The sequence below is a fragment of the Bradyrhizobium amphicarpaeae genome (assembly GCF_002266435.3).
GTDB classification, from domain to species: Bacteria; Pseudomonadota; Alphaproteobacteria; order Rhizobiales; family Xanthobacteraceae; genus Bradyrhizobium; species Bradyrhizobium amphicarpaeae.
Window position 1 is genome coordinate 2573814 of the sequence record NZ_CP029426.2, and the last position, 23164, is coordinate 2596977.

At 65.8% G+C, this 23164-nt stretch carries 19 protein-coding genes; 12 read left to right on the forward strand and 7 right to left on the reverse strand.

The window, feature by feature from the left end:
• Nucleotides 1–317: 317 nt before the first annotated feature.
• The 4 genes from CIT40_RS11835 (at nucleotide 318) to CIT40_RS11850 (ending at nucleotide 4683) form a co-directional block, all read left to right on the forward strand.
• The gene (locus CIT40_RS11835) at nucleotides 318–1229 is read left to right on the forward strand and encodes a helix-turn-helix domain-containing protein (protein ID WP_094896116.1); all 912 of its coding nucleotides are present in this window, start codon (nucleotides 318–320) and stop codon (nucleotides 1227–1229) included.
• Between the two features lie 82 nt (nucleotides 1230–1311).
• Nucleotides 1312–1776: a (2Fe-2S)-binding protein gene (locus CIT40_RS11840; protein ID WP_109862222.1), complete on the forward strand. Its 465-nt coding sequence runs from the start codon at nucleotides 1312–1314 to the stop codon at nucleotides 1774–1776.
• A gap of 1 nt (nucleotide 1777) precedes the next feature.
• A complete protein-coding gene (locus CIT40_RS11845) occupies nucleotides 1778–4033 on the forward strand; it encodes a xanthine dehydrogenase family protein molybdopterin-binding subunit (RefSeq protein WP_094896117.1) in 2256 nt (751 codons plus the stop codon).
• A gap of 8 nt (nucleotides 4034–4041) precedes the next feature.
• Nucleotides 4042–4683, forward strand: coding sequence for a hypothetical protein (locus CIT40_RS11850; protein WP_094896118.1), 642 nt, complete (start codon nucleotides 4042–4044; stop codon nucleotides 4681–4683).
• Between the two features lie 52 nt (nucleotides 4684–4735).
• Here the strand turns inward: CIT40_RS11850 and CIT40_RS11855 are convergent, their stop codons facing one another.
• The 7 genes from CIT40_RS11855 to ku form a co-directional block, all read right to left on the reverse strand.
• The gene (locus CIT40_RS11855; protein ID WP_094896119.1) at nucleotides 4736–7489 is read right to left on the reverse strand and encodes a beta strand repeat-containing protein; all 2754 of its coding nucleotides are present in this window, start codon (nucleotides 7487–7489) and stop codon (nucleotides 4736–4738) included.
• A gap of 1213 nt (nucleotides 7490–8702) precedes the next feature.
• Nucleotides 8703–10298, reverse strand: coding sequence for an MBL fold metallo-hydrolase (locus CIT40_RS11860; protein ID WP_094896120.1), 1596 nt, complete (start codon nucleotides 10296–10298; stop codon nucleotides 8703–8705).
• A complete protein-coding gene (locus CIT40_RS11865) occupies nucleotides 10295–11215 on the reverse strand; it encodes a ribose-phosphate pyrophosphokinase (protein WP_094896121.1) in 921 nt (306 codons plus the stop codon). Before CIT40_RS11865 ends, CIT40_RS11860 begins: the two co-directional genes overlap by 4 nt.
• A complete protein-coding gene (locus CIT40_RS11870; protein ID WP_094896122.1) occupies nucleotides 11212–12753 on the reverse strand; it encodes a thymidine phosphorylase family protein in 1542 nt (513 codons plus the stop codon). Before CIT40_RS11870 ends, CIT40_RS11865 begins: the two co-directional genes overlap by 4 nt.
• A 215-nt stretch (nucleotides 12754–12968) precedes the next feature.
• Nucleotides 12969–13136, reverse strand: coding sequence for a Flp family type IVb pilin (locus tag CIT40_RS11875; protein ID WP_094896123.1), 168 nt, complete (start codon nucleotides 13134–13136; stop codon nucleotides 12969–12971).
• Nucleotides 13137–13405: 269 nt separating this feature from the next.
• A complete protein-coding gene (locus CIT40_RS11880) occupies nucleotides 13406–13639 on the reverse strand; it encodes a hypothetical protein (RefSeq protein ID WP_094896124.1) in 234 nt (77 codons plus the stop codon).
• A 57-nt stretch (nucleotides 13640–13696) separates the two neighbouring features.
• On the reverse strand, nucleotides 13697–14671 hold the full coding sequence (ku, locus tag CIT40_RS11885; RefSeq protein WP_094896125.1) for a non-homologous end joining protein Ku: 975 nt from the start codon (nucleotides 14669–14671) through the stop codon (nucleotides 13697–13699).
• A gap of 235 nt (nucleotides 14672–14906) precedes the next feature.
• Between ku and CIT40_RS11890 the strand changes: the two genes are divergently transcribed.
• The 8 genes from CIT40_RS11890 (at nucleotide 14907) to CIT40_RS11925 (ending at nucleotide 23160) form a co-directional block, all read left to right on the forward strand.
• A complete protein-coding gene (locus CIT40_RS11890) occupies nucleotides 14907–15062 on the forward strand; it encodes a hypothetical protein (RefSeq protein ID WP_167443337.1) in 156 nt (51 codons plus the stop codon).
• A gap of 226 nt (nucleotides 15063–15288) precedes the next feature.
• Complete coding sequence (locus CIT40_RS11895) at nucleotides 15289–15960, forward strand: response regulator transcription factor (protein ID WP_094896126.1); 672 nt, start codon at nucleotides 15289–15291, stop codon at nucleotides 15958–15960.
• A gap of 79 nt (nucleotides 15961–16039) precedes the next feature.
• The gene (locus CIT40_RS11900; protein ID WP_094896127.1) at nucleotides 16040–17416 is read left to right on the forward strand and encodes a sensor histidine kinase; all 1377 of its coding nucleotides are present in this window, start codon (nucleotides 16040–16042) and stop codon (nucleotides 17414–17416) included.
• A 160-nt stretch (nucleotides 17417–17576) separates the two neighbouring features.
• The gene (locus CIT40_RS11905; RefSeq protein WP_094896128.1) at nucleotides 17577–18977 is read left to right on the forward strand and encodes a hypothetical protein; all 1401 of its coding nucleotides are present in this window, start codon (nucleotides 17577–17579) and stop codon (nucleotides 18975–18977) included.
• Nucleotides 18978–19076: 99 nt separating this feature from the next.
• A complete protein-coding gene (locus CIT40_RS11910) occupies nucleotides 19077–19346 on the forward strand; it encodes a hypothetical protein (protein WP_094896129.1) in 270 nt (89 codons plus the stop codon).
• 130 nt (nucleotides 19347–19476) lie between these two features.
• Nucleotides 19477–20598, forward strand: a complete 1122-nt coding sequence (ccmI, locus tag CIT40_RS11915; protein WP_094896314.1) for a c-type cytochrome biogenesis protein CcmI — start codon at nucleotides 19477–19479, stop codon at nucleotides 20596–20598.
• A 37-nt stretch (nucleotides 20599–20635) separates the two neighbouring features.
• Nucleotides 20636–21181, forward strand: a complete 546-nt coding sequence (ccmE, locus tag CIT40_RS11920; protein WP_094896130.1) for a cytochrome c maturation protein CcmE — start codon at nucleotides 20636–20638, stop codon at nucleotides 21179–21181.
• A complete protein-coding gene (locus CIT40_RS11925) occupies nucleotides 21178–23160 on the forward strand; it encodes a heme lyase CcmF/NrfE family subunit (RefSeq protein ID WP_094896131.1) in 1983 nt (660 codons plus the stop codon). The genes ccmE and CIT40_RS11925 overlap by 4 nt, the downstream gene beginning before the upstream one ends.
• Nucleotides 23161–23164: the final 4 nt, after the last annotated feature.

Below are 23164 nucleotides of genomic sequence, written 5' to 3' on the forward strand. Positions count from 1 at the left end.
GGCTGCGGACGTGCCTGCGCTTCTGATCCCGTTCACTAGCGCAAACGCGCATTGCGCGATTTCCCATTCCTGCGCGATGACGCACGCATCTTGCTTTGAATGGCTGGAGATTTCGAAATCGCACGCGTGCGGCGAAGCCTTTGCCTTGCCGCCGTTTTACCTCTTTTAACCGCGCGCCCTCTGGACTTCGGGAACGCCGCTTGTGAGACATTCGTTTCACGGTGGCGCTGCAATGCCGCGGCTCACCACCGAATGGGAATGGTCGCTCGCTCGCGACAAGGGGGCCGGAAATTGCCGCAAGCAAAGCGGAGGTCGTGATGGCGCTCGTGACGCATGGCGATGAGAAATACCGGACCAGCGAGAAGCTCGCGGAGGCCCGCGACTGGCCGGGGCTCAGCATCGAGCATCGCAAGTTCGAAGCGGGCCGCCAGGCCACGCCCGTTCCCGTTTGCAACGAGGTCGTCATGGTGTTGTCGGGCGGCGGGATGGTGTGCCGCGAAGGCAATGGCGAAGTCCAGAAGAGTCTCGCGCGGCCCGGCATGAGCTACCTCGTGCCGGTCGGCATGCAGGAGACTGGTCTGGAGCTTTCGGACCGGATGGAATGTCTGCATGTCTATCTGCCGCCGGCGCTGCTCGACGAGAGTGCTCTCGCCGATTTCGACATCGATCCGGCGAAGGTCGAGATCGCGTATGCGCACGGTGTTGCCGATCAGGTCCTGTTCCATATCTGCGCGCCGCTTCGCGACTTGCTGCATCGACCGCGACAGCCGACGGACGCGTTGTTCGTGGAGGGCATCCGGGTTGCGCTGGCGGCGCATCTTCTGGCGCACTACACGACCGACCGCTGGCGGGCGCCCGGCAAGTCGCTGTCGCTCGATCCGCGGCGCCTCCAGCGCGTGCTCGACTACATCGAGAGCTCGCTCGGCGGCGACATCAGGCTCGAGGCTCTCGCCGCGCAGGCCTGTCTCAGCCCTTACCATTTTTCGCGGTTGTTCCGCGAAGCCACCGGCCTGTCACCCCACCGCTATGTCACCGACCGGCGTGTCCAGGCAGCGCGCCACGAACTCGCAAGGGGCCGCATGTCCCTGGTCGACATCGCCCTGGAATTCGGTTTCGGCTCGCAGGCGAATTTCACGCGCGTGTTCCGCAAGGCCGCAAGCCTCACGCCCGGACAGTATCGCGAATTGTGCGGCGGCCCGGCCGTGGCATTGCGCAGGGATTGCGCATGATGCCGCAGGAATCGGAAATACGGCCCGGCGTGGTTGCGCTGTGCTGTCGTAGCGACTCGTTACCTCTGGAGGATGGACCGACATGATCGAGCTCACCGTCAACGGCACCAGGCACCGCGTCGACGTCGTTCCCGAGATGCCCTTGTTGTGGGTGCTGCGCGACGAGCTCGGCATCACCAGTGCAAAATACGGTTGCGGGGTCGCGCAATGCGGCGCCTGCACCGTTCACATCGACGGCAAGGCGGTGCGGTCCTGCCAGTCGCATATCGGCGAGGTCGCCGGCAAATCGGTCGTTACGCTCGAAGGCCTGGGCAACAAGGACCAGCACCCGGTGTTGCAGGCCTGGATCGAACACCAGGTCCCGCAATGCGGCTACTGCCAGACCGGCCAGATCATGCAGGCGATCTCGCTGCTCACGAAGATTTCCAAACCGACGGACGAGCAGATCAATCAGGTGATGTCGGGAAATCTCTGCCGCTGCGGCACCTATCCGCGCATCCGCGCGGCAATCCACGCGGCCGCGGCCAAGAAAATGGCGGAGAAGTGATATGGGCCATATGCAGGACCTCTCACGCCGCGCGTTTGTCTTCGGCTCTGCCGCGATGGCCGGCGGCATCGCTTTCGGTTCCTACAACGCTGCCGAAGCCGCCGCACCGGCCGCCGCCGACAATCCCTTGACCGCCGGCCTCGGGCCCAATTCCGTGACGTTCAACCCCTGGGTCGAGATCAGCCCGGAGAAGATCACGCTGATCGCCCAGCACGCCGACATCGGTCAGGGCGTCGGCTCGGTGCAGCCGATCATGATAGCCGAGGAGATGGACCTCGATCCCGGCCAGTTCGAAGTTCGCTTCGCTGGTCCCAGTCCCGCCTATTTCAACACCGGGTTCAAGGAGGAGCAGGCGCCGTTCCTCGCCGCAGATCAGAGCCCTGCGGCCGAAGCGGGTCGCGCCGCGGCGCTCGAAGGACTTCGAAAGTCCGGCCTTCAGATGACGGGCGGCTCGAGCACGATCCCGGACACCTATGAGAAGCTGCGCAAGGCCGGCGCCATCGCGCGTGAAACGTTGAAGGCGGCCGCTGCCAAGCGGTCGGGCGTCGCGGTGGCCGACATCCGCACCCAATCCGGGCACGTGATCCTGCCCGATGGCAAGACGATTCCCTATGTCGAGCTCGCGGCGGACGCCGCGGGGATTCCTCCGGTGCTCGATGCGCAGACGCGCGATCCCTCCAGCTGGCGCTTGATTGGCAAGCCGATGATGCGCCTTGACGTGCGCGCCAAGGTTCTTGGCGAGCTGAAGTTCGGCATCGACATGAAGATGGAGGGCATGCTGTACGCCTCCGTCAAGCTGAACCCCAACAAGGGGCAGCCGCTGAAATCCTATGACGCGAGCAAGGCGCAATCGATGCCGGGGGTCAGGAAGATCCTCGAAATCAAAAATGGCGTTGCGGTGATCGCCACCAACAGCTGGTACGCGATGAGGGCCGCCGATGCCGTCAAGTGCGAGTGGGCGCCTTCAGTGTACCCCGCCGACCAGGCCGACCATTGGAAGGTGCTGCAATCCTCGTTCAAGCCGGAGTTCCTGGGCAAGGAATGGCGCAAGATCGGCGATGTCGAAGCCGGCCTGAAGACGGGCAAGCGCATCGAGGCGGAGTATCGCGCGCCCTACGTCGCCCATCAGCCGCTCGAACCCCTCAACGGCATCGGCCTCGTTACCGACAGGGGGATGGAGATCTGGGTCGGCCACCAGAGCCCTCAATTCGTGCAGCATATCGCGGCGACCGCGATCGGCCTGAAGCCGGAGCAGGTCACGTTCCAAAATCAGTGGACCGGCGGGAGTTTTGGCCACCGTCTCGAATACGAGAACGTACGTGTGCTGGCCGAGATCGCAAACCAGATGCGCGGCACGCCGATCAAGCTGGTGTTCTCGCGCGAGGAGGATTTCCTCCAGGACATTCCGCGGCAGATCGCGCTCGCCCGGCATAGAGGCAGCATCGACAAGGGCAAGATCGTTGCGGCCGATCTGCAACTGGCCTCGACGGCGCCGCTCAAGGGGCTGCTCGAACGTTCGGGCGCCCCCTCGAAGGATCCCGACGCTCAATTGGCGGCCGGCCTCTGGAACGTCTACTACGACATCCCCAATTTCCGGGCCACGACTTACGAGGCGCAGGGGCTGTCGCCGAGCACCACGTGGCGGTCCGTGGGTGCCTCGACGGCCGGCTTCTTCACCGAGAGCTTCATCGACGAGTTGATCCACGCCGCCGGACTCGATCCGATGAAGGCGCGGATCGCGATGTGCAACGTGCCGCACTATCGCAAGTTGCTTGAGACGCTGGCGGAGATGTCGAACTGGAAGGGACCGCTCGGCAACGGCCGAGGCCGAGGCGTTGCCTTCGTCGAGTCCTTCGGCACACCGACAGCCGAAGTCGTCGAGGTCACCAAGACCGCCCGCGGCATCCGGGTCGACAAGGTCTGGGTCGCCGTCGACGTCGGCAAGGTAATCGATCCCGTCAATTTCGAGAACCAGGTGCAGGGCGGGGTGGTCTGGGGCCTCGGCCACGCCATCAACTGCGAACTGACTTACGCGAAGGGCGCGGCGCAGCAGACCAATTACAACCACCACGAAGCCATGCGCATGTACCAATGCCCGGTGATCGAAGTGCGCGGGCTGGAGAACGATCCCAAGGTGAGGGGCGTCGGAGAGCCGCCCGTTCCGCCGGCGGCGCCCGCTCTCGCCAACGCGATCTTCGCCGCGACCGGGCTGCGCATCCGCGAAATGCCCTTCAACAAGTTCATCGATTTCGTGTGAGGCAGGCCATGAAGATCTCTCTCATTGCATGGGTCCTCGCCGGCGTCGCTATATCTGCCGTCACGGGCATTGTCGCGGCCAAAGACGAGGTCAAGCTGGCGGCGAAGGATCTGCTTCCTCCCGGAAGCGTCAATCGCACCGACGGGCTTGCAGCCTGGAAGCGGATCGAGGCCGTCGTCACGCATCCACGTTGTGCCAATTGCCATGTCGATGCCAAGGCCATTCCGATCTGGACCCCGGCCGGCGAGACCAAGCCGCGCGTGCACGGCATGAACATCCACGGCGGGGAGAGCCGCATCGGCACGGAGGCCGTGCCGTGCTCGACCTGTCACATGACGTCGACCCAGGCGAACGAGCCTGCGCCGTCGCCGCCGCGCGCCGGCATCGACTGGCAACTCGCGCCCGTCGCCTTCATCTGGTTCGGCAAGAGCGGCAAGGAAATCTGCGCGCAGATGAAGGATCCCAAGCGCAATGGCGGTCGCGATGCCGCCGGCCTCGTCGAGCATCTGCGGCACGATGCCTCGCTGAACGGCTTCATTCCACGGGGCTGGGCGCCAGGAGAGGGACGGTCGACGCCGCCGGGCACCTTCGAGGACCACGTCAAGGACATGGCGAGGTGGGCAGCAGCCGGGCAACCCTGTCCGAATTGAACGACCGCGCGCCTTGATTGCGCGCGATCGCGTCGGCCACGCGATCGCGTGTTCAGACCAGCGTGCCCGCGTGGAAGTTCGCGTGGGCGAGCAACGACTGGATCACGACGTTGTCGCCGGGCCCTCCGTCCAGCACGTCGAGGCCGCCGCCGCCGATCAGCACATCGTCGCCAAGCCCGCCGAGCAGCGTATCGTTGCCCGCGCTGCCGATCAGCACGTCGTCGCCGGCGCCGCCGTCGAACACGAGATGCGGTCCGCCCGGGCCGACGCCGGACGCCTCGATCACGTCGTCGCCGCCGAGGCCGTTGATGGTGATGGTGTCGTTGAAGTCGAAATTCTCGATCACGACCTGACTGGCCAGGCCGTCGATCACCAGCGCGCCATGGCTGTTGAGGGACAGCGTGATGACGTCGTCCCCGCCGGTGCCGTTGATCACGATGTTGTCGACCGCGCCGTCGCCGCCGGGGCTGCCGGGGTTGCCGCCGAGGTCGATCTTCACCTGCGTCACGTCGGTGCCGGTCATGTCGCCGACCGTGATCTTGTCGGCGCCGCCGCGGGCATTGAATGTGATCGTCTCGACGCCGCCGGTGTCCATCGTGATGTTGGCGACATCGCGCGTCAGCTCGGCACGGGATCCGTTGGCGAAGATGTTGATGTTCTCAGCGATGTTGGCGCCGTTGAACAGCAGGGTGTCGCTGCCGGCCTGGCCCTCGATCGTGTCGTTGTCGTCGCCGGGATTCCAGACGAAGGTGTCGTTGCCGGCACCCATCAACGCGACGTCGTTGCCGTCGCCACCGCTGATCAGGTCGTCGCCCTGGCTGCCGTGGATGGTGTCGTTGCCAATTCCGCCGTTGATCGTCAGCTGCAGCACGCCGGCGGCGAGCCCGCTCGCGTCGATGACGTCGTCGCCGCCGAGGCCATTGAGCGTCAGTTGATCTGTCGCGTCCACGGACGTCAGGTGGGTGCTCGCGTGCAGGCCGAACACCGTTACGCCGCCGGCATTGCCGCTGACACCGAACGTGTCAACGCCCTGGGTGGCATCGACCGCCACGGTATCGACGGCGCCGTCCGGCGTTCCGGCCGGGCCGCCGAGGTCGATGTTGACCCGCGTGACTTCGGTCGCGGTCAGATCGCCCACCGTGATGTGGTCGGTGCCGCCCAGCGCGTGGATGTCGACGTGCTCGACCCCGTGCAGGTCCATCGTGATGTTGGCGACGTCGCGCGTCAGCAGGGCGCGGTCGCCGTTCGCCAAGACGGCCATGGTTTCCGCAATGCTGGCGCCGAAGAACCGCAGCGTGTCGACGCCGGTGCCGCCCTCGACCGTGTCGCTGCCGTCGCCCGGATTCCACTGGAAGATGTCGTTGCCGGCGCCCAGTAGCGCGGTGTCGTTGCCCTGGTTTCCGTCGATGAAATCATTGCCGTCGCCGCCGATCAGGGTGTCGTTGCCTCCGCTGCCGAGGATGGTGTCGTTGCCGGCGCCGCCGTCGATGGTCAGGTGCACGACTCCGGCGGCCAGCATGGCGGCCGATATCGTGTCGTTGCCGCCGAGGCCTTCGATCACGAGTGCATCGTTTGCGCCTTCCGCATCGGTGATGGTGACGGCGGCCGGCAGTCCCGCGACCGCAACCGACGTGCCCGAGCCGGAGATCTGGATCGCATTGGCGCCGTTCGTGCCCACCAGCGTCACCGTGTCGGCCGCGCCGTCACCGGCGCCGGCTGATCCGAGATCGACATTGACCTGCTTGACATCGGTTCCAGCAAGGTTGTTGACGACGATGTTGTCGCTGCCGCCGCGCGCATCGATGGTGATGGTCTCGATGCTGTCGAGATCCATCGTGATGTTGGCGATGTCGCGGGTCAGCAGCACGTGTCCGCTATTGGCGGCGGACAGGGTGACGTGCTCGGCGATGTTCGAGCCGTTGAACAGCAGGGTGTCGCTCCCGGCCTGTCCGTCGACCTTGTCGCTGCCGTCGCCGGGGTCCCACTGGAAGGTGTCGTCACCGGCGCCCAGCAGTGCGGTGTCGTTGCCCTGGTTGCCGTCGATGAAATCGTTGCCTTCGCCGCCCAGCAGACGGTCCGCGCCATTGCCGCCGAGGATCGTGTCATTGCCCGCTCCACCGTCGAGCGTCAGATTGATCAGTGCAGCGAGATTGCCTGTTGCGGTGATGACGTCGTCGCCGCCACCCGCATTGACCACGAGATTCTCGGTGGTGCCGATGTCCAGCGAGAACGGCGCCGGATCGACCCTGTCAAAGCGCACGCGCGCCCCATTGGCCGTGATGGCGAAGGTCTCGCTGCCGTTGCCGCCGTTCACCTCCGCGGTGTCGATGCCTTCGCCGCCCTCCATCAGGTCGCTGTCGTCACCGGGGTTCCAGATCATGCGGTCGTTGCCGGCTTCGCCGAACATCTGGTCGTTGCCGTCGCCGCCCACCAGCACGTCATTGCCGGAGCCGCCGAACAGCAGGTCGTTGCCACCCTTGCCGAGCAGCGTGTCGTTCCCAGCCTGGCCGAACAGCATGTCGCCGCCGGACCCGCCGGTCAGCGTATCATTGCCGGCGCCGCCGAACAGATTCGCCGCAGGCATCGCGCCGTTGCTCTCGTCGATGGTGATGATGTCGTTGCCGTCCTGGCCGAAGCCCTGGATCAATTTGGTGTTGGCGACCGTGGCGGGGCCGCCTTTGATCGCGATCGCGCCGCCGTTGACGACGATGGTCCCCGCCGCATTGCGGCCTAACACGACCGAATTGTTGTGACCGTTGCCAAGGACGGTGAGGATTCCGGCGGAAAAATTTGTTGTGACGGCCATGTGTGCTTCTCGCTCTACGTGATCGAAATGGGCCGTGCGGCGGTATCGTGACGCATTTCGCGATGCCAGGGCGAACGGCAGGCGATCTCAGCTGTAGGCCGGGATGCCAGTTCCGGCTTCGCTGAAGTCTTGGGACGTGCTCCTGTTTTCCTTGAGAGCAGCTTGATTTTCAGGATGGGCGGTCGCGCCGGCCGGTTTTCGTAGCGGCTTGGACCATTCCACCCACAATCCCTTGTGCTGCCCGACGGGCAAAACACGCCAGCGCTGGGTCGATCCTCCCACGTCAAAATATTCGTACTTACAGAAGTTCGGCTTTACCGTACAAGCTGCGTCATCCCGCCCGCCACAAGGGGCGTTTCGCGATCGTCACGAGACGCGGGCCGGGATGCGGTGGCCGCGACGGCGTCGGCGCGCGATGGAGCTGCAGGGCGGGAAACCGTGAGCAGCGGCAGGCGTGGTACGACACGGCGCTGACAGCGTCTCTGTCCGGTCTCGATGGCGAGCGCACGCCAGCAATCGGGAACGCGGATGGAGACGTGCGCGGACGGAGAAGTCGTGTGGTCCTGACGCCCGAGGTCTGGCGTCAAGGCTTGCGGTGATGTCGCGGCCAACCGGCAAGCGCATCGATCAACCGCAAGGCGACGGGGGCAATAGTGCATCGCTCCCCGAGGAGAGCGCGAAGGACACCGTAAAAACCATCGCGCAGGGAAGGCCGGGCGACCGGCACACCTGTCGTCCAACCCCGTGCGCGTTTTTCGCACACGCGGGACTTCGGGTGCCAGCCGGCGCCCGGCCTTCCCTGCGCCCTTGCTTTCGAAGAGGGTGCAAGACGCAAGCAAAGCTCGGGCGAGATTCGCCGCGAGGATGGGAAGCTATGTCCATCGCCAGAAATCAGTCCCGGGCCCCGGACGCGCCGCAGCACTCTCGGCGATGCGAAGCATCGTCCGGTGTGATGCGGCGCAGAGCCGGGCCCATGCATCAGCGGAGGTGAAGCAAGCTGGGTCCCGGCTCTGCGCAGCAGCGTAAACACGCTGCAGCGCGTCCGGGACACGAGAGAGGCGCGTTGAGGCGATGTCATCGCCCCGCACTCCGTCATTGCGAGGAGCTCTTGCGACGAAGCAATCCAGAGTCTAACCGCCGAGGGATTCTGGATTGCTTCGCTGCGCTCGCAATGACGGAGTCTGGTGACGTTGATGCCCAATACGCCAACGCTTTACGCCTTGTCCTCCAGCGCGCGGCGCAGCCGGCGGATGATGACGCCGCGGGCGCGATCGTCGGCGGCGGCGCCGACCGCATCGTTGATGTCGAGTACCAGCGCGGACATCTCGTTGTGCCAGTCGAGGCGGGTCACGGCCTCCGGTGCGAGACGCCGGCGGTGATCGACGTCGAGCACGCGCGGTTCGGGCGCGGCGAGCTCGTAGATGTCGTCCAGCAGCGGCTGATAGACCCTGGCCGCCGGAACGATGCGCTCGGCGACGCGTTCGGCGAGCCCTGCGATCGCCGCTTCCTCGCCATGGACCAAGAACAGTCCGCGGGCGATGGGCCGGCGCGCGGCGATCCAGCCGGCGATGCCGGCGGCGTCGGCATGGCCGGAATATTCGTCGATCATGCGGATGCGGGCCGCGACCTTGATCTCCTCGCCCTGGATCCGTACGGCCTTGGTCCCGTTCTGCAGGAAGCGGCCGAGCGTGCCGTTGGCCTGGAAGCCGGCGAGCAGCACGGTCGCGCGCTCGTTCCACAGCCAGCGCTTCAGATGATGACGGATTCGGCCGGCATCGCACATGCCGCTCGCGGCAATGATGATATGGAATCCGGACAGACGCATGATCGCCTTGCTCTCGTCCGCGGTCTCGGTGAATTTGAGATGCGGCGAGTTGAGCAGGCGGGCGGCATTGACGGACGGGTCGAGGCTGTCGGCATGGCGGCGAAACACTTCGGTGGCACGGATCGCGAGCGGCGAATCGAGGAAGATCGGCGCGGTCGGAATCTCGCCGTGCTCCATCAGGTCGACCAGATCGACGATCAGCTCCTGGGTGCGCTCGACCGCGAAGGCCGGCATCAGCAGTGCGCCGCCGGCCGCCGCGGCGTCGCGTACTTCGGCTGCGAGGTGCTTGCGGCGGAGCGCAGGTGTCGTGGCCTCGCGCAGGCGGTCGCCATAGGTCGATTCCGAGATGACGTAGTCGAAATCGGTCGGCGCTTCGGGATCGGGCTGCAGCAGCCTGGCCTCCGGCCCGACGTCGCCGGAGAGCAGGACGCGCATCGGACGCGAAGCGCCCGGCTCGGCGATTTCGAGCTCGATCGAGGCCGAGCCGAGCAGATGGCCGGCGTTCCAGTAGCGCGCGCGAACGCCCGGGATCACGTCGGCCCAGCGTTCATAGTCGACCGTGCGAAACGATTGCAGCGATGCGATCGCATCGGCCTGCGTGTAGATCGGCTGCACCTCCTTGCGGCCGCGCGAGGCGTTGCGCCGGTTGAGCTGGGCGACTTCCGATTCCTGGATGCTGCCGGCGTCGGGCAGCATGTAGGAGCAGAGGTCGATGGTGCCGCGCGTCGCCAGGATCGGTCCTTCGAAGCCTCCTCGCACGAGCTTCGGCAACAGGCCGCTATGGTCGATATGGGCGTGCGTGAGCAGCACGGCATCGATATCGGAGGGACGGAACGGAAAGGCGCCGTAGTTGAGCTCCTTCAGCGTCTTCTGGCCCTGGAACAGGCCGCAATCGACCAGGAAGCGGCCGGTCGCGGTCTGGAACAGGTAGCTCGAACCGGTCACGGTGCGGGCGGCGCCGCAAAATCGAACGGTGATGCTCATGGCGTCGTCTCCGGAAGATGTGTCGTCGTCAGCTCGGACCGCAACGCGGCTGCGAGACTTTCGTCGAGCGCAATCGCGTTGGTCGGATGCGGCACGCTGTCGGTCGAGCGGACCGAGCGCATGCCGGCCTCGGCGAATGCACCGATCATCGCAGGCGGAAACAGCGCGTGCGTGATGACCGCGTCGACGGCGGTCGCGCCCATCGCAATCAGCGCCTTCGCCGCGGCCATCAACGTGGTTCCGGACGAGACAATGTCGTCCACCAGCAGCGCCGGTCGTCCCGCGAGCAGGCCGGGATCGGCAAAGCTGATGGCCACGGAACGATCGCCGTGCCGCGTCTTTCGCGCCACCGTGTGCTGCAATCGCAGCCGGCTCGCGATGTCGCTGACCCAAGGTTCGGACTCCATGTCGGGTCCAACCACGATGGTTGCGGGGTCGATGCCGCCGCTTGCGAGTGCGGTCGCGATGACAGGCATGGCGGACAGGTTCTCCGCTTCGATACCCGGAAAGACCGACCGGATGTCGGCCGTGCGATGCAAATGCGCATCGACCGTGATGATGCGATCCACGGTCGTCGCAAGCAGCTTGCCCATGGCACGCTGGCTGACGGCCTCGCCTTCATGAAACGCAGCATCCTGCCGCATATAGCAGAGATAGGGCGCGACCAGCACCAGCCGCGTCGCGCCGTTGCGTCGCAACGCCTCTGCCGCGAACAGCAGGGCGATCAGCTTGTCGTTGGGCTGATCGAGCGGGGCATAGAGGATGGTGGTGTCGGTCGCCGGCGCGATGGCGACGCGTAACTCGTCGTCGGGAAAGCGGTGCACGGCGATCTCGCCGCAGGCAAGCCTGAGCCTTACCGCGAGACGCTTCGCCGCATCGCTGCCGCCGGGCAGGGTCTGGAGCGCGATCGTGCTCACGGCGCCGGCTTGCCCGGGAGGGGCTCGTGACCATTGACGACGTAACCGCTCTCCTCGGTGGCGGCATCGGCAGCCAGATCGTGCTCGGGGTGGTCGAACGTGTAGACGCGATAGAGCGGCTCGCCCTGCTCGACGCGATCGCCGATCTTCTTGAACAGGCGGATGCCGGCGCCCTTGTCGAGCGGCGCGCCGGCGGTGCGGGCGAGGCGGTTCAGGCGCAGGCAGTCGATCGCGGACACGATGCCGTCACGCGCCGCCTTGACGTCGAAGCTGAGCGAGCCGAGCTCGCTGCTGCAGGTCGACGGGCCCTGGGCGTCGATGATCTTCTGCATCTGCTTCAGCGCCGCGCCGCTGTCGAGCAGTTCGCGCGCCCTCGCATAGCCGGCGCCGCCGCGCAGCTTCGGATCGTATTCGAGGAGATGGGCGGCGAGGCGGAGCGATTTCTCGCGCAGGTCGCGCGGCGCATCCTTGTCGTTGCCGAGCACCGCCATGACGTCATTGGCCTCGAGCACCGGCCCGATGCCGTTGCCGATCGGCTGGCTTCCGTCGGTCGTGATCACCTCGACGGTGCGGCCGAAGCGGTCGCCGACGAATTCGAACAGCTTGCGCAGCCGCATCGCCTCGACGCCATTGGTGACCTTCGCGGTCGGCCCGACCGGAATGTCGATCAACAGATGCGTCGAGCCCGCCGCGATCTTCTTGGACATGATGGAGGCGACCATCTGCTCGCGGGTATCGAGGCTCAGCGGGCGCTCGACCGAGATCAGCACGTCGTCGGCCGGCGACAGGTTCACATGCCCGCCCCAGATCAGGCAGCCGTTGCAGGCCGAGACGATCGCCTTCATCTCCTCGACGCCGACATTGACCCGCGCCAGGACCTCCATCGTGTCGGCGGTGCCGGCAGGCGAGGTGATGGCGCGCGAGGAGGTCTTCGGGATCGGCAGGCCGTGCGCCGCGACGATCGGCACCACCACCATCGAGGTGCGATTGCCGGGGATGCCACCGATGCAATGCTTGTCGACCACGACAGGGGCCGGCCACACCAATTGCGTGCCGGCCTGCGCCATCGCCCCTGTGAGGGCGAGCAACTCGTCGCTGGTGATGAAGCTCGCCGAACCGATCAGGAAGGCGGCGATCTCCATGTCCGAATAGCGGTAATGCGCGAGGTCGTTGATGATCGCGCTGATCTCGGCCTGGCTCAGGGTTCGCCCGCGAATCTTCGCGCGCACCGCCTCCAGGCTCTCCGGCGGCGCGGCGGGCCTGACCGTGACCAGCGTGCCCACGCCTTGCCCGAAGCGCCGGAACGCGGGTTCAGAGAGACCGATCTCATCCCGGGCTGCCAGCGTGTCGTCGTCCGTGATCAGCAAGGTCGCCAGCAGGACCTTGTCGCCATGTCGCAGCTCGACGCGGCTGAAGCCGCGGAAGATCTCGGCGCGCAGCGCCTTCGATTCTCGGGAGACGACGACCACGTTCTCGCGGCCGGTATCGAGCCGGACGCGGCGGATCTTCAGTTGAGAGCGCGGAAGGTCTGGATGCATGGACAGGCCGGCAGGGAGGAAACGCGGCCTCCATGCTTAGACGGCGCGGCTGTGTTGCTGTTGACCCAGATCATGGCCCGGGCGAGGGACATGGGTGGGCTGTGGCGGGCCGTCACGCAGGCGCGCTGCTGCAGGCGCGTCGGTCTGGAAATGACAGGGGAAGCCGAATGCCGTGGCGATAGTGCCGGTGTTGGCCGGCCAAATCGGGGACCGGGCTACTGATTTATCCCCGTGCTGATCGCGACAAACTTGTTGTTGAGAAGGGCGCCGCCCATGGTGTTCACGGCCGTTATGATCGCCAGCGCGATGCCTGCGGCAATGAGGCCGTACTCGATCGCGGTTGCACCATTCTCATCGGCAAGGAAGGACCTAAGCAAACGCATTGCCAACTCCCGTTCATCCGATCCAACGTATGGCGGCGTCATTGTCGGACTTGCAAATAGATCGAATAAGTCTTTATGCGCGCCAAAAGAATTAAGCCCGGGCGGACGCGCCTCTGCTCATACGACGGCATTCATTAAATTAAGGTTCCATCGATCCGTCCAAATGAATTCATCTCGGCAGGGGCTCGGCCGGGCTGCGCGTCCGCTGCGCCCGTCAGGGCACCATCGTGCGACCGCTTAACCGATTGTTGAGCCTGTTCGTCAGGCGCTCAATCGCGCCGGTCCGCATTCAGCGCCCGCAACATCGCGATGCGGGCGAACATCACCCAGCCGCCGCCCGTTTCGGCCGCATTGATCAGGGTCTCGACGGCGGTCTGCCAGCGCGGCTCGTGCTGGGCGTCCTCGGGCAGCTGCATGATGTAGTCGGCCGCCTCCTGAAGCGTGAGCAATTGCAATTTGCTGCTCACGCGAACGGGGTCGTCGAACGCCGTCGACCAGGGCATGTCAGGCCGCCTGACCGGCGAGGGGTGGCATCACGGCGCGATCGCGGGGCGACGCGGCTAGCCGGCCTTCTTCGCCCGCGCCGGCGCGCGCACCGGCTTGTCGGCCTTCTTCGGCGTGGTCGCTGCCTTGGCCGCGGCTTCCTTGCCGCCCTTGCCCGATATCGGCAACAGCATCTCGCGCTGGCCCTCGACGCGCTTCTTCGGCTTCTTGGCCTTGACTGCTTCCTTGGCAACCTTCGCCGCGGGGACGTCCTTCTCGTTCGCGATGCTCTTCTTCAGCGCGTCCATCAGGTTGATGACGTTGCCGCCGCCCTTCGGCGCGGCCTTGGCGGTGATCGGGGCGCCGCTGCGCTTCTTGTTGATGAGATCGATCAGCGCGGTCTCGTAATGGTCCTCGAACAGCTCGGGCTCGAATGCGCCGGACTTCTTCTCGACGATGTGCTTGGCGAGGTCGAGCATGTCCCTGGTCAGCTTGACGTCCTGGATGTCGTCGAAATATTCGGTCTCGCTGCGGACCTCGTAGGGATAGCGCAGCAGCGTGCCCATCAGTCCGCTCTCGAGCGGCTCGAGCGCGATGATGTGCTCGCGGTTGGTCAGCACCACGCGGCCGATCGCGACCTTGTCCATGCTGCGGATGGTCTCGCGGATCACCGCATAGGCGTCATGGCCGACCTTGCCGTCGGGCACGAGATAATAGGGGCGGATCAGATAGCGGTTGTCGATGTCGGCCTTCGGCACGAACTCGTCGATATCGATCGTGTGGGTCGAGTCGAGGGCGATGTCGTCGAGCTCGTCCTTGGTGACCTCGATATAGGTGTCGGTGTCGACCTTGTAGCCCTTGACGATGTCCTCGGAGGTCACCTCGTCGCCGGTCTCGGCGTCGACCTTGAGGTACTTGATCCGGTGGCCGGTCTTGCGGTTGATCTGGTTGAAGGAGACCTTCTCGGTATCCGAAGTGGCCGGATAGAGCGCGACCGGACAGGTCACGAGCGACAAACGCAGAAAACCCTTCCAATTGGCGCGGGGGGCCATGGGCTACTCCAAACGCAACAGAGGACAACGTCCCAGAATACCATCGGGGACCAACGAATCATAGCGAGGTCGATGGTTGAATTCGCCAACTGCGTTAACCGGCCGCCGGGCGGCAGGTTGCGGTCTGATCGCACTGCAAATTCGGAACATCATATCGGATCGGGCGTTGGCTCCGGACATACGGCTGCGATGAGGTCGCGGTCACCGGGGGCGACACGCAGGGATCGAGGGCATCATGGCCATCAAGCGAGAGCAGCAACAGATCGTCGAAACGGCAACCGAAGCGCGCCAGGGCGAGCCCGGGCCGTCCGTCGCCGCACTGCTCGCCATCTCGACCGGGCTTGCGATCCTGATCCTCGCCGTCGTCTGGTTCGTGTTCTTCCGGACCTGACGAATTCACGGGAAGGGCGGACTTTCCAGCTCGCCGCGGAACGCGGCACATTGCGCCCGTCATGCTGCCGGCTCGTCCGGTCGCATGGCGGGCGCAGTCGCGTGGGCTGCAGACTCGTCGTATATGACCAAAAAGTAACGCGGCGGGTTCCCCGCGTTCATATTCAGTTCACGCCGGAATTGCTCATCTGGCGCGGTGTTGATGCGGCCTATGTCTGGAGAGAAACGTGCGCCTGCTCGTTGTTGAGGACGACCCCGATCTCAATCGCCAGCTCACCAAGGCCCTGACCGACGCCGGCTATGTCGTCGATCGCGCCTTCGACGGTGAGGAGGGACACTATCTCGGCGACAACGAGCCTTATGACGCAGTCGTGCTCGACATCGGCCTGCCGAAGAAGGACGGCATCTCGGTGCTGGAGGCCTGGCGCCGCAACGGCCGCACCATGCCGGTTCTGATCCTCACCGCACGCGACCGCTGGAGCGACAAGGTGCAGGGCTTCGATGCCGGTGCCGACGACTATGTCGCAAAGCCGTTCCATCTGGAGGAAGTGCTGGCGCGCATCCGTGCGTTGCTGCGCCGCTCGACCGGCCATGCCCAGAGCGAGCTCAGCTGCGGTCCGGTCACGCTCGACACCCGGACCGGCCGCGTCAGCGTCTCCGGCAATCCGATCAAGATGACCTCGCACGAATATCGGCTTCTGGCCTACCTGATGCACCATTCCGGCCGCGTCGTGTCGCGCACCGAGCTGGTCGAGCACCTCTACGACCAGGATTTCGACCGCGACTCCAACACCATCGAGGTGTTCGTCGGCCGCATCCGCAAGAAGCTCGACGTCGACATCATCCAGACCGTGCGCGGCCTCGGCTATCTCCTGACCCCGCCGCCTCAAGGGGCTTGACGAGCGGTCTGACTGGGGCCTTGGTCCGGTTATGACCGCCGACGCCATGCCACCACCTCGCGCCTCCGGGATCATTCCGATGCCCGCCAGCTCGCTTGCGAACCGACTGTTCCTGTCGGCGACCGCCTGGCTCGTGGTGATCCTGGCCATCACCGGCGTGGTGCTGTCGTCGGTCTACAAGAACGCCACCGAGCGCGCCTTCGATCGTCGGCTCAATCTCTATCTCCGCACCCTGATCGCGGAGGTCGCGACCCCCGACGAGCCGCCGGATCGCCAGTTCCAGTCGCTGGGCGAGCCGCTGTTCGAGCTGCCGCTGTCGGGCTGGTACTGGCAGATCACGCGGACCGATACCGAAAAGCCGGAGGTGCGCTCCTCGCGCTCGCTCTGGGACAAGAAGCTGCCGAAGCTGGAAGAGCAGGGCACCGAGCTCACCGCCGCCGGCATCCGGCTCGCTTACGTCGATGGTCCCGAGGGGCAGAACCTGCGCATGGTCGAGCGTCCCGTCGATCTCGGCGCCGACGGCAAGTTTCTCGTCAGCGTCGCCGGCGACGACACCGAGATTTTCGACGAGACCCGCAGCTTCGACTATTATCTCGGCGGCACCTTCACCGCGCTCGGCATCGTGCTGCTGCTGACGACCGTGTTCCAGGTCCGCTTCGGCCTGGCGCCGCTCAAGCGCATCTCCGAATCGATCGCCGACATCCGTTCCGGGCGGGCGGAACGGCTGGAGGGCGAATTCCCGGTCGAGATCGCGCCCTTGGCGCGCGAGACCAACGCGCTGATCGATGCCAATCGCGAGATCGTCGAGCGCGCGCGCACTCATGTCGGCAATCTCGCCCATGCGATCAAGACGCCGCTCTCGGTTATCGTCAACGAGGCCGGCGCCCACGCCGCGGAACCGTTCGCGGCCAAGGTGATGGAGCAAGCCGACGTGATGCGCGACCAGCTCGCGCACCATCTGGAGCGCGCGCGCATCGCAGCGCGGGTCTCGGTGGTCGCGACCGTGACGGAGGTGGCGCCCGCCATCGAGGCACTGCGGCGGACCATGGAGAAGATCCATCGCGACCGCGGCATCGCGGTCGAAGCCAAGGCCGATCCCTCGGCAAAATTTCGCGGCGAGCGCCAGGACCTCGAGGAGATGGTCGGCAATCTCGTCGACAACGCCTGCAAATGGGCGGCCTCGCGCGTTTTCATAGAGGTTCTGGTGGAGACGCCGCCGCAGGCGGTGGTGGGCCCGCGGCTGCGGATCATCGTCGATGACGACGGCCGCGGCCTGTCGGAAGCCGAGCGCGCGCAGGTCTCGCGGCGCGGCCAGCGGCTCGACGAGTCCAAGCCCGGGTCGGGGCTGGGGCTGTCGATCGTGACCGACCTCGCGGCGCTCTATGGCGGCAGCCTCACGCTCGGCGCAGCGCCGACCGGCGGCCTGCGCGCCGAACTGGTCCTTCCGGGCATATAGTCCATTGTTTCAGCGAGATTATTCGTCCCCGCCGATGCCCGGCCGCAGCAAACCGGCGGGATTTGGCCACACTTGCTAAACGGCTTCTTAAGTGGGGGCCTCCTATGATCGCGCCGGACGCATCCCATGTCCGCCATTTTACCGTGCATAACCCGGGCGTATGAGCCAGACATCGATCGAGCGGCTGAGGGAATATCTCGCGCAGCTCCCGCCGCAGGCACAGGCGCTGCTGATGCGGGAGTTCGAGCGCGCGCTGGAGCGCGGCCAGGACACGGCTGTCGCGACCCTGGTGCTCGAGCAGTTGCGCAAGATCGTCCGCAAGTCGGAAGCCGATGAAGCCCCGCCGCCGCGCACGGACGATCTGTCACGGCTGCTGTTCCAGGCGCTGGAACCGTTCCTGATCGAGGCCGGCGTCCCGCTGCGGGTCGGCCAGATCCGTCGCACCTCGCTCCAGCCGATCTGGCAATGGCTGGGCCGCGATGGTGCGCCGGACAAGGTGAACGAGTTCGAGGCGGCGCTGGCGCGCATGCCCGCCGATAATGCGGGGCAGGTCGAGGCCTTGGCGCAGAAGCTCCAGGCGGTCGCGGCAGACGCCATTTTCGAGCTGACCGGTCCCGGCGGCGGCGACAAGTCGCGTGCGCTCGCCCGCGTCGGCCCGCCCAACGTGATCGAGGATCTCTATTCGATCGGAGCGGTGCTCCAGGTCCGGGAGGCCATCGCAAGCCTGAACGAGAAATTGCCGCGCACTCTGCGCGCCTTCGGCGATTCCCAGATCGCCTCGGTGACGTCGGCGCTCAACATTCCGGTCCTGCAGACGCCGCAGATGCTGCCGTTCGCGCTGTCGATCGTGGTGCAGCGGATGACCGCGCCGTGGCAGATCATCCGCCTCGCCATCAAGATTGCCGCGTCCGACGACGAGATCCGTGTCGCGGCGACGCCCTACGGCGCTGCCGTCACGATCGCGCTGCACGATCTGTCCTGTGTTGCCGCCGCCCTGCGCATGGACATCAAGCGCGGCCATTTCGACAACGTTGCCGGCAACCTCAAGGCGTTGCACGACGGCGTGCGCGGTCTGCGCACCGAGCTCGACCTGCGTAACGATTCCGCCTGGGGCAAGCAGTTGACCTCGATCCGGGCCGACATCTCCAATGCGCTGCAATCGGAGATCGACAGCGTTCCAGGCCGCGTTCGCCGCATCCTGCGCCAGCGCCCCGAGAAGGACATCCCGCCGGGGGCGCGGATCGACAGCACCGAGGTGGAGGAAACCGCGGCGCTGATTGATTTCGTCGCGACCTGCCGCAACTACGCCAGCGAGCTTGCGATCAACGAGGTCACGCTGCGCACCTATTCCGACCTCCAGCAATATGTCGAGCGCTCGACCGAGCAGCTGGTGCAGTCGCTGCGCGCCGCCGATCACAAGGTCCGCACCTACAGGCAGCAGCAGGTGCAGGCCGCGATTCGCTTCTGCCAGGTGCTGTTTGGCGATGATTACGCTTCGCTGATGAGCCGGGCCGCGGAGAACGCAGCGACCGGCGAGCGCAAATCGTCGCGCGCAGGCTGATTTAAGAGTATTTTTCGTGATCGCAATTTATGGTTGACCGCACAGGCGGCGCGCCGTACGGTCCCCGTGCAAGTCCGGGGAATTTCTATTTGTGGGCGCATGAAACCCGTTATCAGCTCCATCGAAATCGAGAACCGCGTCATCGTTGCCAAGTATCAAAGACTGATGGTCGGTGCCAAAGTGGTGCTGGTCGAGAAGACAAGCGGTCGGCAACTGTCCGAGACGATCACGAGGGTTGCCTCTCCGGTTCCGGTCGGAGCGCTGCGCATCAGATTGCCTGATGCGATCAAGCCAGGAACATACTTCCTGAAGGCCTTCAACGGGCATGGCGAGGACGCTGCGCAAAGCACGGACTTCGAAATCGGCTAAGCCGTTGGATTTTCACCGTTTCGAGCCGCGCGCGGTCGCGCTAAATTGACAATTGTCAATTGCCGCGGCGTCCGGCCGTGGTGTAAAGCCACCTATGGGCGCGGTTCGAGCGCTGCCGGAAGCTTGCCAGATGATGCTATGGTTCGTGTTCGCGCTGATGACGGTCGCGGCGATTTTCGCCGTGCTCTGGCCGCTTGGGCGCAATGGACGCGCGCAAGACCAGGGCAGCGAGGTCGCCGTTTACAAGGACCAGTTGGCCGAGGTCGAGCGTGATCTCGCCGCAGGCATGATTCCCGCGCCGGATGCCGAGGCTGCGCGCGTCGAGATCAGCCGCAGGCTGCTTGCCGCGGCCGCCAGCGAGCCCGCCATCGAGCTTGCCGTGGCGCCGAAATCGAATCTCAAATGGCGCCGCGCGGCGGCTGTGCTGGCGCTCGCCGGCCTGCCGCTCGTTGCGATCGGCGTCTACATGCCACTTGGCTCGCCTCGGCTTCAGGATTTTCCCCTGGCGGAGCGCGAGCGCGGATCCGGGTCCGGTGTGGCGCAGTCGCTCGAGAATCTCGTGGTTCAGGTCCAGCAACATCTGGAGAAGAATCCCACCGACGGACGCGGCTGGAACGTGCTCGCGCCGGTGCTGGAACGGCTCGGCCGTTTCGACGACGCGGTGCGCGCCTATCGCAACTCGCTCACCTACAATGGCGAGAGCGCGGAGCGCCGGTCCGATCTCGGCGAAGCGATCTCGGCTGCCGCCGGCGGTGTGGTGACCGTCGAGGCCAAGACGGAATTCGAGCGTGCACGCGCGCTGAACGCGGACGATCCCAAGGCGAACTACTTCCTCGGCCTCGCCGCCGAGCAGGACGGCCGCAAGGACGATGCAGCCACGATCTGGCGCGCGCTGCTCGCGAAGGCGCCCTCGGACGCGCCGTGGCGTGCCCTGGTGCAGTCCTCGCTGGTGCGGGTCGGCGGCGGGACGATGCCGGCGCTGTCGGACGAGACGATCGCCGCTTCCAGAGACATGGCCGAGGGCGATCGCAACGCGATGGTGCGCGGCATGGTCGACCGTCTCGCCACCCGTTTGAAGCAGAACGGCGACGACGTCGATGGATGGCTGCGCCTGGTGCGCGCCTATCTCGTGATGGGCGAGCGCGACAAGGCCATGGGGGCATCGTCCGATGCCCGGCAGGCGGTTGCCCGCGACGCCGAGCGACTGCGCCAGCTCAACGACGGCCTCAGGACTCTCGGGCTCGGCGGATGACGATGTCGGGACGAGAGCAGCGGAGAACGGATACGCCATGACGCGCAAGCAGCGACGTATGACCATCATCGGCGGCTCGCTCGCCGTGCTCGCGCTCGCGGCCGCATTGGTGCTCAACGCGCTTCGTGACTCCATCGTGTTCTTCTCGACGCCGAGCATGGTCGCCGAGAAGCACGTCGAACCAGGCAAGCGGTTTCGCCTCGGCGGGCTGGTGCAGCCCGGATCGCTCCAGCGCGGTGACAATCTCGCGGTGACCTTCGAGGTCGCCGACGGCAATGCCAAGCTGCCGGTGGCCTACAAGGGCATCCTGCCCGACCTGTTCCGCGAGGGGCAGGGCGTCGTCGCCGAAGGCGCGCTCGATGCCCATGGCGTGTTCAAGGCCGATACGGTCCTCGCCAAGCACGACGAGACCTACATGCCCAAGGACGTCGCCGATGCCCTGAAGAAACAGGGGCACTGGAAGGACGATTACGGCGGCAAGCCTTCTAACAGCGACAAGCCGTCCGACGCGGGCAAGACGTCTGATGCAGGCAAGCCAGCGGCGACGACCGCGCAGGGCAATCCGCAAGGAGCAATCCGGTGATCGCAGAATCCGGACATTACGCGCTGGTGCTGGCGCTTGCGCTCGCACTTATTCAGTCAATCGTGCCCCTGATCGGCGCGCGCCTGAACGACGTCGCGCTGATGAATGTGGCGCGCTCCACGGCGTTGGCACAGCTGCTGTTCGTCGGTGCGTCGTTCATAGCTCTCGTGATGCTGCACGTGAACTCGGACTTCTCCGTCGCCAACGTCTACGAGAACTCCCATTCGATGAAGCCGCTGCTCTACAAGATCACCGGCGTGTGGGGAAACCATGAAGGCTCGATGCTGTTGTGGGTGTCGATCCTCGCGCTGTTCGGCGGGCTGGTCGCCGCGTTCGGCAACAATCTGCCGCTGTCGCTGCGTGCGCACGTGCTTGCCGTACAGGCCTGGGTCGCCAGCGCCTTCTACCTCTTCATCCTCGTGACATCGAACCCGTTCCTGCGCATCGCGAATCCGCCGATCGAGGGGCGCGATCTCAATCCAGTGCTGCAGGACATCGGGCTCGCCGTGCATCCGCCGATGCTCTATCTCGGCTATGTCGGATTCTCGATCTCGTTCTCCTTCGCGATCGCGGCGCTGATGGAGGGCCGGATCGATGCGGCCTGGGCGCGCTGGGTGCGGCCGTGGACGCTGGTCGCCTGGATATTCCTGACGCTCGGCATCGCCATGGGCTCGTACTGGGCCTATTACGAGCTCGGCTGGGGCGGCTGGTGGTTCTGGGATCCGGTCGAGAACGCCTCGCTGATGCCGTGGCTCTCCGGCACCGCGCTGCTGCATTCGGCCCTGGTAATGGAGAAGCGCAACGCGCTGAAGGTCTGGACCATCCTGCTCTCGATCCTGACCTTCTCGCTGTCGCTGCTCGGCACCTTCCTGGTGCGCTCGGGCGTCATCACCTCGGTGCACGCCTTCGCCACCGATCCCACCCGCGGCGTGTTCATCCTGCTCATCCTCTGCGTTTTCATCGGCGGCAGCCTGTCGCTGTTCGCGGGCCGTGCCACGTCGCTGAAGCAGGGCGGCCTGTTCGCGCCGATCTCGCGCGAGGGGGCGCTGGTGCTGAACAACCTGCTGCTCACGGTGGCCTGCGCGGTCGTGCTGTTCGGCACGCTCTATCCGCTGGCGATGGAGATGCTGGCCGATTTCAAGATGTCGGTCGGTGCGCCCTTCTACAACCTCACCTTCGCACCGCTATTCGTTTTGTTGCTGCTTGCGGTGCCGTTCGGGCCGATGCTGGCGTGGAAGCGCGGCGATCTGCTCGGCGTGACGCAGCGTCTGCTCGCTGCGGGCGTCGCCGGGCTCGTCGCCGTCGCCATCGCCTGGGGCTGGGCGAGCGGCGGCAGCACGCTGGCGCCGCTCGCGATCGGGCTCGGAATCTTCGTCATCGCCGGCGCGGTCACCGATCTCGTCGAGCGGACCGGCCTCGTGCGGCTGCCGTTCGCAACCGTGCTGCACCGGGCGCGCGGCCTGCCGCGCTCGGCCTGGGGCGCAGCGCTTGCGCATGCCGGCCTCGGCGTGGCGCTGATCGGGATCGTCTGCGAGACCACCTGGAACAGCGAATACATCGCGACGATGAAGCAGAACGACGTCGCCCACATCGCCGGCTTTGACGCGAAGCTCGACGGGTTGCTGCAGCGTCAGGGTCCGAACTTTCGCGAGATGATCGCCGAGTTCAACGTCAGCCTCGACGGCAAGCCGATCAGTGTCATGACGCCCTCCAAGCGCAGCTTCACCACCCGCGGCTCGTCGACCACCGAGGCCGCGCTGCTGACGCGCGGCGCGAGCCAACTCTACATTTCGCTCGGCGAGGCCAATGCCGAGGGCGCCATCGCCGTGCGCATCTATTACAAGCCGATGGTGCTCATGATCTGGTGGGGGCCGGTGCTGATGGCGTTCGGCGGCGTGTTGTCGCTGTCCGACCGGCGCCTGCGGGTCGGCGCGCCGAAGCCGGCGCGGGCCAAGCAGCGCCTCCAGCCGGCGGAGTGATCCG

Excerpts from the sequence above, each read along its gene's own strand:
- CIT40_RS11890 (WP_167443337.1), top strand. The coding sequence starts at position 14,907 with ATGGCCATCAAGCGAGAGCAGCAACAGATCGTCGAAACGGCAACCGAA.
- CIT40_RS11845 (WP_094896117.1), top strand. The coding sequence starts at position 1,778 with ATGGGCCATATGCAGGACCTCTCACGCCGCGCGTTTGTCTTCGGCTCT.
- CIT40_RS11880 (WP_094896124.1), bottom strand. The coding sequence starts at position 13,639 with ATGCCCTGGTCGACGGCGTTCGACGACCCCGTTCGCGTGAGCAGCAAA.
- CIT40_RS11875 (WP_094896123.1), bottom strand. The coding sequence starts at position 13,136 with ATGCGTTTGCTTAGGTCCTTCCTTGCCGATGAGAATGGTGCAACCGCG.
- CIT40_RS11855 (WP_094896119.1), bottom strand. The coding sequence starts at position 7,489 with ATGGCCGTCACAACAAATTTTTCCGCCGGAATCCTCACCGTCCTTGGC.
- CIT40_RS11835 (WP_094896116.1), top strand. The coding sequence starts at position 318 with ATGGCGCTCGTGACGCATGGCGATGAGAAATACCGGACCAGCGAGAAG.
- ku (WP_094896125.1), bottom strand. The coding sequence starts at position 14,671 with ATGGCCCCCCGCGCCAATTGGAAGGGTTTTCTGCGTTTGTCGCTCGTG.
- ccmE (WP_094896130.1), top strand. The coding sequence starts at position 20,636 with ATGACGCGCAAGCAGCGACGTATGACCATCATCGGCGGCTCGCTCGCC.
- CIT40_RS11905 (WP_094896128.1), top strand. The coding sequence starts at position 17,577 with ATGAGCCAGACATCGATCGAGCGGCTGAGGGAATATCTCGCGCAGCTC.
- CIT40_RS11860 (WP_094896120.1), bottom strand. The coding sequence starts at position 10,298 with ATGAGCATCACCGTTCGATTTTGCGGCGCCGCCCGCACCGTGACCGGT.
- CIT40_RS11910 (WP_094896129.1), top strand. The coding sequence starts at position 19,077 with ATGAAACCCGTTATCAGCTCCATCGAAATCGAGAACCGCGTCATCGTT.
- CIT40_RS11870 (WP_094896122.1), bottom strand. The coding sequence starts at position 12,753 with ATGCATCCAGACCTTCCGCGCTCTCAACTGAAGATCCGCCGCGTCCGG.
- CIT40_RS11840 (WP_109862222.1), top strand. The coding sequence starts at position 1,312 with ATGATCGAGCTCACCGTCAACGGCACCAGGCACCGCGTCGACGTCGTT.
- ccmI (WP_094896314.1), top strand. The coding sequence starts at position 19,477 with ATGATGCTATGGTTCGTGTTCGCGCTGATGACGGTCGCGGCGATTTTC.
- CIT40_RS11900 (WP_094896127.1), top strand. The coding sequence starts at position 16,040 with ATGCCCGCCAGCTCGCTTGCGAACCGACTGTTCCTGTCGGCGACCGCC.
- CIT40_RS11850 (WP_094896118.1), top strand. The coding sequence starts at position 4,042 with ATGAAGATCTCTCTCATTGCATGGGTCCTCGCCGGCGTCGCTATATCT.